This window comes from Halomicrococcus pelagicus (assembly GCF_050954125.1).
On record NZ_JBPBWC010000004.1, the window covers coordinates 84,340 to 97,701 of the forward strand.

General features: G+C 59.8%; 11 protein-coding genes. 8 read left to right on the forward strand and 3 right to left on the reverse strand.

Going from position 1 to position 13,362, the window contains the following annotated elements; all coding sequences use genetic code 11:
- Positions 1 to 296 precede the first annotated feature (296 nt).
- From ACRYA2_RS10200 to ACRYA2_RS10210, 3 genes are all read left to right on the forward strand, one after another.
- Positions 297 to 1,307, forward strand: coding sequence for an AAA family ATPase (locus ACRYA2_RS10200; RefSeq protein WP_433627312.1), 1,011 nt, complete (start codon positions 297 to 299; stop codon positions 1,305 to 1,307).
- A gap of 30 nt (positions 1,308 to 1,337) precedes the next feature.
- Entirely contained in the window at positions 1,338 to 3,554 is a 2,217-nt protein-coding gene (locus ACRYA2_RS10205) for a hypothetical protein (protein ID WP_433627315.1), read from the forward strand.
- A 139-nt stretch (positions 3,555 to 3,693) separates the two neighbouring features.
- Entirely contained in the window at positions 3,694 to 3,933 is a 240-nt protein-coding gene (locus ACRYA2_RS10210; protein ID WP_433627317.1) for a hypothetical protein, read from the forward strand.
- Positions 3,934 to 4,012: 79 nt separating this feature from the next.
- Here the strand turns inward: ACRYA2_RS10210 and ACRYA2_RS10215 are convergent, their stop codons facing one another.
- Positions 4,013 to 6,136 (reverse strand): beta-glucosidase, encoded by a 2,124-nt coding sequence (locus ACRYA2_RS10215; RefSeq protein ID WP_433627320.1) that lies wholly within the window; start codon positions 6,134 to 6,136, stop codon positions 4,013 to 4,015.
- 455 nt (positions 6,137 to 6,591) lie between these two features.
- Here ACRYA2_RS10215 and ACRYA2_RS10220 point away from each other — a divergent pair, with 455 nt between their 5' ends.
- Positions 6,592 to 7,593, forward strand: coding sequence for an MFS transporter (locus ACRYA2_RS10220; RefSeq protein WP_433627322.1), 1,002 nt, complete (start codon positions 6,592 to 6,594; stop codon positions 7,591 to 7,593).
- 252 nt (positions 7,594 to 7,845) lie between these two features.
- On the opposite strand, the gene ACRYA2_RS10225 is transcribed toward ACRYA2_RS10220, so the two are convergent.
- Positions 7,846 to 8,724 carry a DMT family transporter gene (locus ACRYA2_RS10225; RefSeq protein ID WP_433627325.1) on the reverse strand — a complete coding sequence of 293 codons (879 nt, stop codon included), beginning with the start codon at positions 8,722 to 8,724 and terminating at the stop codon, positions 7,846 to 7,848.
- Between the two features lie 441 nt (positions 8,725 to 9,165).
- Here ACRYA2_RS10225 and ACRYA2_RS10230 point away from each other — a divergent pair, with 441 nt between their 5' ends.
- The 4 genes from ACRYA2_RS10230 (at position 9,166) to ACRYA2_RS10245 (ending at position 12,230) form a co-directional block, all read left to right on the forward strand.
- Positions 9,166 to 10,218 (forward strand): mannonate dehydratase, encoded by a 1,053-nt coding sequence (locus ACRYA2_RS10230; protein WP_433627327.1) that lies wholly within the window; start codon positions 9,166 to 9,168, stop codon positions 10,216 to 10,218.
- 75 nt (positions 10,219 to 10,293) lie between these two features.
- Entirely contained in the window at positions 10,294 to 10,743 is a 450-nt protein-coding gene (locus ACRYA2_RS10235) for a nucleoside 2-deoxyribosyltransferase (protein ID WP_433627330.1), read from the forward strand.
- A gap of 151 nt (positions 10,744 to 10,894) precedes the next feature.
- Entirely contained in the window at positions 10,895 to 11,356 is a 462-nt protein-coding gene (locus ACRYA2_RS10240; protein WP_433627332.1) for a nucleoside 2-deoxyribosyltransferase, read from the forward strand.
- Between the two features lie 244 nt (positions 11,357 to 11,600).
- Complete coding sequence (locus tag ACRYA2_RS10245; RefSeq protein WP_433627335.1) at positions 11,601 to 12,230, forward strand: ECF transporter S component; 630 nt, start codon at positions 11,601 to 11,603, stop codon at positions 12,228 to 12,230.
- Between the two features lie 149 nt (positions 12,231 to 12,379).
- On the opposite strand, the gene ACRYA2_RS10250 is transcribed toward ACRYA2_RS10245, so the two are convergent.
- The gene (locus ACRYA2_RS10250) at positions 12,380 to 13,318 is read right to left on the reverse strand and encodes a nucleoside hydrolase (protein WP_433627338.1); all 939 of its coding nucleotides are present in this window, start codon (positions 13,316 to 13,318) and stop codon (positions 12,380 to 12,382) included.
- Positions 13,319 to 13,362: the final 44 nt, after the last annotated feature.

Below are 13,362 nucleotides of genomic sequence, written 5' to 3' on the forward strand. Positions count from 1 at the left end.
TGGGTTTTGCCACGGGATTCGCGATCCCGGTCAACACCCGTAGTTTCGGAGGAACAGAGCATGAGCCTAATCCGCCAGATGCGAGGTGATTTAATAGCCCTTCGGAAACGATACCCACCTACTCGAACCTGATTTCGAATTGACAGACGGCTGAAGCATTTGCTCTCACCCAGTCGGTGATCGGCGCCCCGGCGAGATAAGCAATACTTAAATCGTCTCAGTTTCATTGAACCGTTGTGTCGAATTACGACTGTATGGAATCGACGGCGAGAAGACGAAATCGGCGTTAACAAACCATGTCGGACGAGCAACGCGACGTTATCACCGGGATGCCCGTGGACAGGGAGTACGATTTCGAGGAGTACCACCAGACGGACGTTCCTAGGTACGTCCAGAACGAGGACGAACTCGACCGCATGCTGGCCGACATCCGCATGCGGAGGAAAACCGGGAAACTCCCTCGATTCCTGCTCGGCGGACCGACGGGATGCGGGAAGACGCACTGCGCGCGCTACTTGGCCTCTCACTTGGACATCCCCCTCATCACCATCCAGGGGAAGTACAGCCTCCACGAGGCCGATTTGCTCGGTTCGCCGGTTCTCGTCGACGATCGGACGATGTGGAACGACGGACCGCTCACCAGAGCGTTGCTCGCGAGCCGAGAGGGACCGGTCGTTCTCCTGCTCGACGAGGTGAACCGCGTCCGGCCCGAGGCCAAAGGCGTTCTGTTCAGCGCCCTCGACGACCGGGGGCGCGTGGAACTCGACGGTCGCGGCGGAGAAATCGTCCAGGGAGACCCGCAGAACCTAATCGTGATCGCGACGGTCAACCAGGGACCGGAATACGTCACGGAGCGTCTCGACAGGGCCGAGCGCCGGCGCTTCGGTAACAAGTTCTCGATCACCTATCTCGGGCTAATCGACGTCGAGAAGGAAGCGCGACTGGTTTCCGATCAGACCCCCGTATCGTTGCCGCTGGCCACCGAGATCGTGAAGACGGCGAACGACATCCGCACGCAAGCCAACGACGAGAACGGGTCGGCGATAAACGCCGGCGTCCCCACCGCGATGGTTCTCTCCTGGGCGCGCACCGCCTTCGCGTACCAGGACGCGGGTCTCGACGATCCGGCGGTCGAAGCGGCACGCGACGCCGTTCTCCACCCGTTTTACGACGAGAGCCGCGCCGCGCGGGAACAGGCCGTGGAGATAGTGAAGGACCGACTCTCCGGCATACCCGTCGGAAGAGACGCGGTCGAAGACTGGCTCGCCGACGAGCGAAGGGCGGTGAAGGGGAACGGGAGCGCGTAACTTCCGTCCGGACACGAACTGGAGACGACAATGGTGTTACGAGAAAGCGACGCGCTCCGAAATCTCCTCGAAACGCTCTCGAGCGTCCATACCGACGGCGAACGCCTCGACGTGGTGTTCGCCGACCGTTCGTCCGTCGTCGACGAGGACACGGTCGCCGTTTCGACCGACATCGACGCCGACGTGGAACTGTCCGAGGCTAACGAACTGCGGTTCGTCGTCGACGCGTTGAGTCACCACGCCTGGCGAATACGTACAGGAGCACGCGACGAGTTCGAGGGGTTCGTCCGCGACTATCCGACGGCACCGCACGTGGCTGGAGTCGTACGGAGTCTGGTCGAGAACGTGTACGTCGACGAGCAGCGGACGAACGAGTTCAAGGGACTGCGACGAACCGTCGCGTTCAAAGCCGACGTCGTCATGGCCGACGACGACCGGCGGCCGCCGCTGGACGCGCTTCCCCGGGAGGCGGCGCTGGTCGAGGGAGTCTGTCAGCTCGCCCTGGCGGGCCACGCGAAGGGAATCGCGTCGGTAGACGACGGCGTTCGCGCGTTCCTCGGCCGAGCCCGCTGCCACTTAGTCGAAGCCAGACGCGAACACGACGCGTCGCGACGACGGGAGCGGGCGCGTCGCGTGACAGACGCGCTCCTGTCACGGATCGCCGTCCCGCGAATCGCCGACGAGTACGCGAGGGACGCGACGTTTCCCACTGACTCCACTTCCGACGTTCGCCGCGTCCCGGGGGACGCGGTCGAACCGATAACCGCGCGTGCAGTTCTTGGCGACGCGCTGAGAGACGTCTCCTCGACCCTCGTCGCCGTCACCGTCCTGTTCGCCAGCGGCCTTCTCGGCGCGATACGCTGGCTACTCGGGAAGCTCCGCATACTCGCTCTCCTGCGGTGGGTAGCCGAAACGTCCGGAGTGCTCGGGGCGTGGCGCTGGCTACTCCGCACGTTCACCCTCGGACTCGCCGGTCGTGCCAGCGACGAGGAGCAGCGCGAGGCGACTGCGGCCGCGCTGTACCATCGGCTCGCCGCGGCGGGACACTCCGCGGAGGGTTTCCTGACCGCCGACGGAACGTTACCCCATGACGTCGACCCCGAGGCGGTTCGGCCGGAGCGCATCGACGTCGACGCGCTCCGCACGGTTTCGCCGGAGGCCCTGGTGACGCTAGACCACTCCGACCTCTCCGAACTGGACTCACCCTCTCCGGACGGGGACGAACTCGAGTTGGACGACAGCGCGGAGCGGGAGACCGCGACGACCGTGGGCGCGACGACGGACGTGGCGGACGAGGGCACGGCCGCCGACTGGTACCGGTGTAGCGACCGTTCGTACGGACGGCCGGACGCGAACACCGCGCATCGGTGGCGCGACCTGCAGCGGACGGAACGACTCCCGGCGAACGACGTCACGGCGCGGAAAGCGGCCCGTGACGCACGGACGTCGACGCACGGCGACGCGACGGACGTCAGAGCCGAACTCGACAGACGGGGACTCGCCCGGGAGATAGAGGCGGCGTTCTTCGCGTTCGGGACACGTACCGCCGAGCGGAGGGGACGGCGTGGCGAGCGTCTCGACGTTGGAGCGGCCGTGCGTCAGCGCGCTGGCGCATCGCACCGACAGGACGTGTTCCGTCACCGGCGGCGAACCGACGCCAGCGACCGAACGGTCGGCGTCGCAATCGACCTGAGCAGGAGCATGGACGTCTTCGAGGCGAAGGTCGCCCTGGGCGCGCTCTCCAGGGCGGCCTCAATCGTCGGCGACGACGTCGTCGCCAGCGGGTTCGGAACCGACAGGGAGAACGGGAACCGAATCGAAACACCGCTCGTAACGGGCCCCAACGAGACGTTCCAGTGGCGCCACCTGAACGCTATCAGCGAGATGGACGACACGCCGACTGCCGCGGGAATCGAGGACGTCCGCGGTCTCCTCGAGACCGACGGCAGCAGAGAGCGAGTGCTCATCGTGATAACGGACGGGAAACCGAACATTCCGCTCCGCGGAACGACGCCCGATCCGGAAGCGGCGGTGACGGACGCGAGAGAACAGGTTCGGCGGACCCGTCGCGATCACGACGCCGCGGTCATCGGCATCGGAGTCGGCGACGAAATAGACGAGGGAACCCTGCAGGAAGTCTTCGGGGAGTGGGGATACGCGCTGGCCGGCCGGTCGAACCTCACCGAGCGACTCGTCGACGTGTATCGCGGCCAGGTCGAGGGCGCTCGCCGCAGTGACGACGTCTGATGTCTCAGGGAACGCTTGTTTTCGGCTGAATCACCGTGGAGCGATAGATATGGAGGTTCCGAGCGTACGGAAGGCTCGTGCTCGATTATGGGGGATTTATGCTCGTCATCCTCTGGGTATCGGAACAGCAGATGCTCGCGTGGAGAACGAGACGATACATCGAGAACGCTACCCTATCGTCGTCGTTCAGGGTATCGACGTGCGACTCGACGGGCCCTCGGGGCTGGTCATCCCTCCGAATCCGCGGCAGCCACCCCACATCCCTATTAGTATCGTCGACGGCGCCGACGAAGTCCACAAACGCACCGTCGCCCACGATACCTTCGAAAACGTCGATCCAGGCGAGATCGAAAATCTCCTACACTACGAGCAACGATAGCTGCGTTCTCATTCGTATCTTCGGCTAGCGGGGGGCATGGATAATTGTCAGAGCCCCTGCGATGCCGACGTTCCGGACGCTAGAAGTCGTCCGGAATCGTCACGTCAGTCGTCGATTGGACGTTCCGCGACGACCGACCGACGAGCAGTTCGTGCGTTCCTGACAGTTCCGTCCACCCGGACTCCTCATCGTAGTAAGTGAACGCATCCCTGTCGAGCGTCACAGAGACATCGGTCTGCTCGCCTGGGGCGAGGGTGACCCTGGCGAATCCTTTCAATTCCCGGCCAGGACAGACCGCCGGCGTGTCTCGTTTCCGAACGTAGACTTGGACTGTCTCGGTTCCCTGGCGCTCGCCGACGTTCTGGACTGGGATGGTAACCACGAGTTTGCTATCGGCCGATTCAACGGTCGCCTCCCCGTACTCGTACTCGCCGTATGAGAGACCGTGACCGAACGGGAAGGCGGGATCGATATCTTGCTCGTCGAAGTGACGGTAGCCCACGAATATCCCCTCGTCGTATCGTGCTTCGTCTCCGACGCCCGGGAACCGCTCGTCACCGTTCGTCGGATAGTCCTCGACGGAACGGCCGAACGTGACCGGAAGTCGGCCCCCAGGATCGGCCTCGCCGAACAGAATGTCGGCGAGCGCGTTCCCGTCGGCCTGACCGGGATACCACATCTCGAGGACAGCGTCGACCTCGTCCAGCCACGGCATCTCGATCGGACCGCTCGTCCGAAGGATCACGACTGTCCGTTTGGCAGCCTCCGCGACGGCGGAAATCAATTCGTCCTGCCGACCCGGCAACCGAAGGCTGTCCCGGTCGAGAGCTTCCGTAGTATCGTCCTGGACGATGACGACCGCCGTGTCTGCTTTCTCCGTGGCGGCTACCGCGTCGTCGAGGCTGGCGTCTGGCGACGTCGTGGAGTCCGCTTCCGTCTCGTCAGTGACGAAGGCATCGAACAGCGACGTCTCTTCGACTGGGGGAATTCCCCGCTCGAACGAGATATCCGTTGCTCGCTCACGGAAGGCGTCAAGTGGGGCCGTCTCGACGAACGGCGCCACTTCCGAGGAACCACCGCCGCCAAGTTTGGCCGAATCCGCGTTCGGACCGATGAGGGCGACGGACTCGTCTGAATCGATCGGAAGCGTTCCGTCATTCTGCAACAGGACTGCGCCCTCGATGGCGACACGACGCGCCAGCTGGCGGTGTTCGGGCGTGTCCAGTTCCCCCTCGCGGTCGGCGTCGTCTAGAAGGCCGATCGAGTCCATCGTCCGGAGGATCCGCCGGACCTTTTCGTCGAGTACGAGTTCACTGACGGACCCGGACTCTACGGCGTCCCGAAGCGACTCCCCGAACAGTCGTCCCTTCCGCATGTTCGGAAGGAAATCCGGTATATCAACCTCCGACGGATCGACCCCTTCAGCGTCGAAGAGCTCGTAGGAGATATCCTCGAACGTGGTTCCGGGCATCTCCAAATCGAGTCCAGCATTGGCGGCGTCGACGGTGCTCTTGGTTCCCCACCAGTCGGAGACCACGAAGCCGTCGAAGTCGTACTCGCCTTTCAGCACCTCGGAGACGAGACGTGCGTGATCGCTCATGTGGATTCCGTTGACGCGGTTGTACGCAGTCATGACGGACTGTACGTCCGCCTCCTCGACCGCGGCACGGAAGGCAGGGAGGTAGATCTCGCGGAGTGTGCGCTCGTCGATTTCGGCGCTCACGTCGTACCGGTTGGTCTCCTGGTTGTTCGCTACGTAGTGTTTGATCGAAGCCACTACGTCCTCCGACTGTATTCCGGTCACACACTCGGCTGCTAGTCGGGCGTTCAGATACGGATCCTCGGTGTAGTACTCGAAGTTCCGCCCACCTTCGGGAACCCGAACGATGTTCACGCCCGGTCCGAACAAGACGTCTTGATCGTACGCCTTCGCTTCACGCGCCATTGCGGCGCCCTGTTCACGGGCGAGCGACGGATTCCACGAGGAGGCTAGGGAGATTGAGGCGGGAAATGCTGTCGCGGATTCGCCTTCCGCACGGATTCCTAGTGGACCGTCGACGAGCTTCAGCGGCGGTATGCCGAGCCGCTCCACGCCCGGAACGTATCCGGTTGCTCTCCCTTCGGGGGGAGCTACGCCGTGAACGAGCTGAATCTTCTCGTCGAGGGTGAGGTCGTCGACGAGGGACTCGATACGATCCTGCATTATCAACCCTCCTCTCTGATATCCTCACACGCGGGCTTATCTTTTTCCAGTTCTGTCGTCGGGCCGGATAGACGTCGGGCTTCTCGAGAGATACTATATAGCAGCTTTCACTTCCGCGTACTACCCACGGAACCATCAGAACTATGTGTACTGTTGCTCACATGTCGTATGAAGCGCTCTATGACTTGCCGGCTCGCGTGTCGTCCGGTGTTTGATCCGCTCGCGCCCCCCGCCGCGCGCCGGGCCCGATAGCCGCAGCACTCGGGTTCGTTTCGCTACGTCCTGTAGCCGCAGTGTACCGGTCAAACACACACGCCTATGCCGATATCCGCTGAGTCGCCGGCGCACAGCCGGGGCTCGCCCGACCTCGCATCGTCTCTCGAACAGCAGACGTATCGCTCGCGGTCGCAACGACCGCTCGAACCACGGCCAACGACCGCCGGAGGTGGTCGTCGATGACCTCGGCTGACCCAGCCGTGGAAGAGCCATCGCTGTGGCTGAACTCCGACTTCCGACGATTCTTCGCCGGACAGTTCGTGACGAACGCCGGGGACAGCCTCTACACCGTCGCCGTCCTATGGCTCGTGTTCGAACTCAGCGGCTCGACCGTCCTCACGGGAATCGCGAACGCGCTGTTGTTGCTCCCGTGGCTCTTGCAGATTCCCGCCGGGCCGATCGTGGACCGACTCCCACTCAAGCCCGTGCTCGTGGGATCACAGGTTCTGCAGGGTATCGTGGTTCTCGCGCTCCCACTCGCCGCAGCGACGGGACGGCTGAGCGTCGGCGTCTTGCTCGCAGTGATCCCAGTGCTGACGCTGGCGACGCTGCTGATGGCACCGATGCAGACGGCGCTCGTTCCTCGCATCGTGGCCGACACACGGTTGTCGCGAGCCAATTCCGCGCTCGCAACTGTCACGCTCGGACTTGACATGGTGTTCGACGCGCTCGGCGGCCCCGCCGTCTACGGCCTGTTGCTCGGCGCGCTCGGTATCAGCCGACTCGTCGGCTCACTCGTTGCGCCCTATCTCGAAAACGTTGCGTATGGACGGCTGGAGCTCGTCGGCCACTCGTTGGCCGCATGCTGCTGGCTCGCCGCAGTGTACACGCCGTCGACGGCGTTCACTGTCGTCCTGTTCGGACTCGCTTGGGTGCCTGCAGGCATCAGCGGTGTACTCACGTCGACGCTGAACCAGACCGTGTTTCCGGCCGACCTCCTCGGTCGCGTGTTGTCCATCAAGGGCACTGCCTCGGGGACCACGCTACCGTTCGGATCACTAGTCGGCGGCATCGTCGCCGAGATGCTGGGGACGACGACAATGGGGCTGGCCGCGTTCGGATTCGGGTTCACGGGGCTGTACATCCTCGTGCGCCCGCGGCTCCGGCAACTCCCCTTGGTCGGAGACGCCGACCCGGCGGCGTTCGACGTGACAACGTCATCCGGCCGCAACGGGGAATAAATCCAAACCTTTCTCCCACGTTCCGGGATTTCAGCAATTTCCATATGGTTTCCACGAAGGAGGTGCAAACGAGTGATTCCGTCCTGTCCGCACACCGTGCTCGTTGAGCAACCGGTGAACGATCCAGGGCGGTAAGAAGAGCTGCCTGTGACTCCCCGGATGATTCATAGACGATGTTTCCTCATCGGGATGGATGCTATGTCGTACTTTTCCGAGGCGGGGTCACACCTCCGATGGCCACTTGCTTGCGACTTAGCTCCCCATTCTCTCTTCCTGCTTCGTCGTCTCGTTCAGTAGGTCGGCAATTGCCCGACGTTTGAGGATTACAAATCCAGTGAAGACGACAAGGAAACCGGCGATTGTAAGGGGTGTAATGGATTCCCCTAGGGCGACAACTCCCACTATCGTCGCGACGACCGGGATAAGATAGGAAACCAGTGACGTTTCGAGTGCGCCCCGGACCTCCAGAAGAGTGAAATAGATGAAAAAGGCGATAGCGGTGGCAAAGATGCCGAGATATGCGACAGCAACACCGGCTTCGAAAGACGTCGGAAGTGAGAATGACTCGCCAAGACTGACGCTAACGGCGTGGAGGAGAAGCCCTCCAAAGAACATCGACCAGCCCGAGAGAGCAGCCTTGTCAAGCGTTGGACCTACCCGTTGAATGAGAACGCCTCCCAGCGCCACGCCTGCAACTTGGACAAAAACCAAGAGACGGCCGACGATTTCGCTTCCGAGTAGGTGAGCAGGATCCGGACGCACGATCAATCCGACACCGAGAAATCCCAACACGATACCGACAGCGCCAATCATCGAGACGCGTTCCTCTGGTAGGAAACCCAGCGCCCACAGTGATGTCATGATCGGGAGTAGACTCTGCAGGATAGCCGCCATTCCGGTAGACACGGTCTGCTGGCCGATAAAGAGGAATGCATTCGAGCCGACGAGGAACACTGCGCCGGCGAGAACGGCACTAACGTTCGCACGGTCGGTCGGTCGCCAGGTAGTGTTAGCGAAGGTCGCATAGCCAAGCAGGAGGACGGCGGCGACGTCGTATCGGAAGGCAGCGAGAAGCACCGGTTCGAGCGATTCGAGTCCGACGGAAATCGCAAGAAACGAAAGCCCCCACAAGATGGCCAGACTCCCAAACAATCCGACAGTAGCGAAACGATTGTTCACACCCCATCGGATGGCCGCTGTACTGTTATTCTTCCTGATTCTGTTCTACTCGGAAACGTACGACAGTCCCTTACGCCACCTCGTTTGGCGAAGCAACGTCCGTACGCTACGATAACTACAAGTACCGTCCACTCGCCGATTCACGATGTTCCCACTCCCGGTACCACCGAAACGTACTTATCGAAAGGGTATAAATAGTCGTTACAAGTTGCATCTTTATCATCAGCTTCGGTGACGTAGTAGGTAAGAACGAGTCGAAGACGGAGTGTTGGTTTAAACATAGAGATAACTACCATTCCATTCCGTAAAGGAAACAGTTGGTCTAGATTTTTGAGGAGGTACAGATCGTTCCATCTACAACTATTATATAGGATTGCAACTAACCTCTCTTCGATGCCCGTTCAACGTTCTGATAGTGAAGCGGAAAGCCAGGATCGGTTTGAGGACCTATCAATGCGGGTGGCGATGGGTAGTTACAAGCCACTGACGGACGATCTACTGCAATTGATGAAGCAGCTAGGCGTTGAGGACGTACTGCTTACTCCGCATCGTCATTCTGGATTCGATTCGGCAATGCCAATGGGGCGAGCCTGGACGTACGATGAAATCACATCTGTACAGGACCGTATCGAATCACATGGACTTCGTCTGTTTGCATTCGAGAAGATGCCGATTCCCTTGTACGAGATTCTGCTCGGAGACGAGAACGGTGAAGAGAAAACTGAGGCAATCAAGACGACGATTCGGAATCTGGGTCGGGCCGGTGTTCCTGTTTTAGGATATAGTGGCCATCCACCAGACGGGGCCGTTCGTACCTCTCGAACAGTAGAGATACGCGGTGGTGCCGAAGCATCCGCATTCTCGGACGAGCATATCGATGACGAGACGTTGCTCTACGACCGAGAGTACGACGAAGAAGAGATTTGGTCGGCGTACGAAGAGTACCTCTCAGAGATACTCCCTGTCGCTGAGGAGGCAGGGGTTACACTCGGTGTCCACCCCAGTGATCCTCCTGTGGAGAAACTAGGCGGTGTTCCTCTTCTATTCCGGAATTTCGAGAACTTTAAACGCGTGATGAATCTGGTTCCGAGTGACAACCATGGCCTCAAGTTTTGCCTCGGATGTTGGTCGGAGATGGGCGAAGATATTCCAGACGTCCTTCGGCACTTCGGCGGTGAAAATATCGTGTACGTCCACTTCCGCGATGTTGTCGGTACTGTCCCTGAGTTCCACGAAACGTTTCTCGACGACGAGGCCAGTAACTTCGACGAGTTCGAAGTGATGGAAACCCTCCAGGACATCGGCTTTTCGGGCGTGATGACTCCCGATCACGTCCCGGCTATGGAAGGAGACACCGACTGGGAGTTCGGGAGCGTCACAGGCCGTACGTATACTGTCGGCTACCTCAAAGGTCTCTTGAAAGGCGTCCAGGCACAGCAGCGGTAGTCCCCAGAGAACCTGGAACCGACAATCCGTTCTTGCACCCAATATTTATTATCCGTCTGGGGAATGTATTACAGGATGTCTAAGAGCGTCTATTTCGCAGCTCCGTTATTCACGGAAGCAGAATTAGAGTTCAACAAACGCGTTTGCGGCATGCTCGAAGCGGAAGGACACGACGTCTTCCTTCCTCAGCGGGACGGTCTTGAGAGCAACGTCCTCGTTGAGGATAAGAGTGAAGAAGAGGCGATGCAGGAGATCTTCGAACTTGATCGACAGAACGTGCTGGACGCGGATATTGTTACGGCCACGCTCGACGGCCGTGTCCCTTCCGAAGGCGTCTGCGTCGAAATGGCGTTCGCCTATGATCACGACATTCCCGTTATCGCGCTCAAGACTGACCGACGCACCTTCGGTCGGCAAGAAGAGTACAATGCCATGCTGCATGGGTTGTTCCAGCAGCGGGTCGATACCCCTGAGGCACTTGTTGAAGCGGTCAACAAACACGACGCTGGACAGTCGGGGCAGTAGCGGACAAGAGACCGTTTCTCAAGCCCTCTGTAGCGCTGTCAGAGAGGTAGTTTCGTCCAGAGAATTCGTCGCTCTATCTTCGACAGCACACACCTAACATTTGGTAGAGTATAGCATCATTTTAAGTAGTGGGTGGACGTGATTGCTACACATGGACGTGTACTTTGCGGGTCCGTTGTTCAACCAGGCAGAACGAGATTTCAACGAACGAGTGTGTGGAATGCTCGAAGCAGAAGGCTACGACGTCTTCCTTCCGCAGAGAGATGTCGGCGATATTGGCGAACTGGAGGTGATGAACGATGAGAACGCAACGACCCAGGATGTACTCCAGGAGATCTTCGAAATCGACCGCAATGGCGTGCTCGAGGCAGACGTCGTGACCGCAACCCTCGACGGTCGCGTTCCATCTGAGGGGACAGTTATCGAGGCAGCTATCGCGTACGAACACGATATCCCCGTCATCGGCCTGAAAACGGATCGACGTGTTTTCGCCAGGGACGAACCATACAATGCGATGGTCTACGGTGTTCTCGACGAGATCGTCGAAGAGCCAGAGGACCTGGTTGCTACAGTCAACGAGTATGCCAACCGCTCTTCGGAATTTACCGAGTAGCGACTACTCCGTGCGGGCCGGCTATCGATATTTGTGTATAGGAATTGTACGGTGTCACTCCTCAGTTGGATACTACGATTCTAAATTCAGTATCGTTCTCGACCCTCACTGTAGGCAGTCATGGAATTATCGGTGAGTGTCTGTCGTTGACGTACACGCTTGCGAGTTTCTTTCTCTCCCGTTATTCTCGACTCTGACCAGTAATTTTAATAGTTAAAGAGGGAAACCACCTGTGTGGTAGTCAATGGCAGACAGCACCAGTGATACGACTAGCAGGTTCGGATCGCTTAAATCGCAGATCGGCTCCGATTTCTCATCAACGACGACGTGGGTCCTGATTCCAGTCGGCATCGGATTGAACGCCGCAGGTGGTTTCATCGCTAACACGCTGAAACTCCCGCTGTTCCTCGACAATATCGGGACCATCTTGTTGGCCATCCTGGTCGGACCGTGGGCAGCTGCACTGACCGGCGGACTGAGTAACGTCGTCAGCGGAATGATCGGAAATCCGATACAGATGGCGTTCGTAATGTCACCCATCGCCATGGGACTCGTGGCCGGGTTCCTCGCTCGCCGAGGTTTGTTCGAAAACGCAAGAAAAGTCGTCATCGCCGGAGTACTGATCGGGCTTACGTCAGTGGTCTTTTCAGTCCCGGTCGTCGTCGTCGTCTTCGGCGGCGTAACGAGTGCCGGCATGAGCGTCGTTACGAGCCTCTTCGTCGCATCTGGCCTCAATATCGCGGTAAGCGCCTTGCTCTCTCAGTTAATCGTCGATATCGTCGACAAAACTATCATGGCGTATGCAGCCTATCTGATTGCGGAAGCAGTCCCTCAGCGCTATCTCCCAATGCAGGGCCAACAAGCGCTCTCCTGAAACCCCGCCAGAAACGAATTATTTTCACCCAGAGCCCAGCAGCCGTGGAAAGGATTCTACTAGAAATATCGAGGGTAACGACGATTGGGTGGAAATAGTCGGAGAAAGATTTGGTTTTCCTCGACGAGCTGCCGTGCGAATGCGGGAAGTTACTCCCCGAACGAACGCAACGATTCGAGGACGGTCTCGGCGTACCGCTCACCGTCGACGCCAAGTGCGACCTCACAGTTCGGCGACTGCTCGTAGACGCCGTGCTCGTCGTAGATCGTCGCACCGTTCGAGGGACCGCCCGTCGTGTCGATCTCGACGTACGCCTCCTCGAACTCCAGCGCATCGTTGACGATGTCGGCGAGCACGACAGCATCGCTCGCGAGACCACCGTCGTGACCGAACTTCGAACGCACCTCTTCGATACTGAACTCGAGGATAGACGCCATGGTGGAGAGAGGTGCGGGCTCCTCGGCGAGGGCACGGATATCTTCGGTGTCGACGTACACGTGCTCTGTCACGTCGAGTCCGACGACCTTCGGCCGGCCGTCCTGGACGACGCGAGCAGCGGCCGCGGCGTCAGCATAGAAGTTGAACGACGCTTGCGGTGTCACGTTCCCCGTCGTCTTCAGCGCTCCGCCCATCTGGTAGATGTCACCCACCATCTCCGGAAGAGCCGGCTCTTTCGCAAGTGCGAGTGCGAGATTCGTCTGAGGGCCGACGGCGGCGATCGTCAGGTCGTCGCCGTGCTCGCGAGCTTGCTCGATGATGAAATCGACAGCGTGGGTATCGATTGGGGTCGTACTACATTCGGGGAAATCTGCTCTGACTTCTTCGGGAAGACCGCCGGGCCCGTGAACGTGCTCTGCAGTTTCGAGTTCGTCTGCAAGTGGACGCGAGGCCCCTCGTGCGACTGGCACGTCGGTGCGGTCGACGTACTGGAGGAGTGTGAGAGCGTTTTCGGTCGTGTTCTCGATCGTCGTGTTCCCCATCACGGTCGTAACGCCGACGAGGTCGACCTCGTCGGAGCCGAGCGCGATGAACAGAGCGATTGCATCGTCGTTACCTGGATCGACGTCTAGCAGTAGTTTCTGGCTCATAGCGGATTTCGTTGTGGTTGTGGTAATTATCTTCTGGTTCGTAG

Excerpts from the sequence above, each read along its gene's own strand:
- ACRYA2_RS10200 (WP_433627312.1), top strand. The coding sequence starts at position 297 with ATGTCGGACGAGCAACGCGACGTTATCACCGGGATGCCCGTGGACAGG.
- ACRYA2_RS10205 (WP_433627315.1), top strand. The coding sequence starts at position 1,338 with ATGGTGTTACGAGAAAGCGACGCGCTCCGAAATCTCCTCGAAACGCTC.
- ACRYA2_RS10215 (WP_433627320.1), bottom strand. The coding sequence starts at position 6,136 with ATGCAGGATCGTATCGAGTCCCTCGTCGACGACCTCACCCTCGACGAG.
- ACRYA2_RS10220 (WP_433627322.1), top strand. The coding sequence starts at position 6,592 with ATGACCTCGGCTGACCCAGCCGTGGAAGAGCCATCGCTGTGGCTGAAC.
- ACRYA2_RS10230 (WP_433627327.1), top strand. The coding sequence starts at position 9,166 with ATGCCCGTTCAACGTTCTGATAGTGAAGCGGAAAGCCAGGATCGGTTT.
- ACRYA2_RS10235 (WP_433627330.1), top strand. The coding sequence starts at position 10,294 with ATGTCTAAGAGCGTCTATTTCGCAGCTCCGTTATTCACGGAAGCAGAA.
- ACRYA2_RS10240 (WP_433627332.1), top strand. The coding sequence starts at position 10,895 with ATGGACGTGTACTTTGCGGGTCCGTTGTTCAACCAGGCAGAACGAGAT.
- ACRYA2_RS10245 (WP_433627335.1), top strand. The coding sequence starts at position 11,601 with ATGGCAGACAGCACCAGTGATACGACTAGCAGGTTCGGATCGCTTAAA.
- ACRYA2_RS10250 (WP_433627338.1), bottom strand. The coding sequence starts at position 13,318 with ATGAGCCAGAAACTACTGCTAGACGTCGATCCAGGTAACGACGATGCA.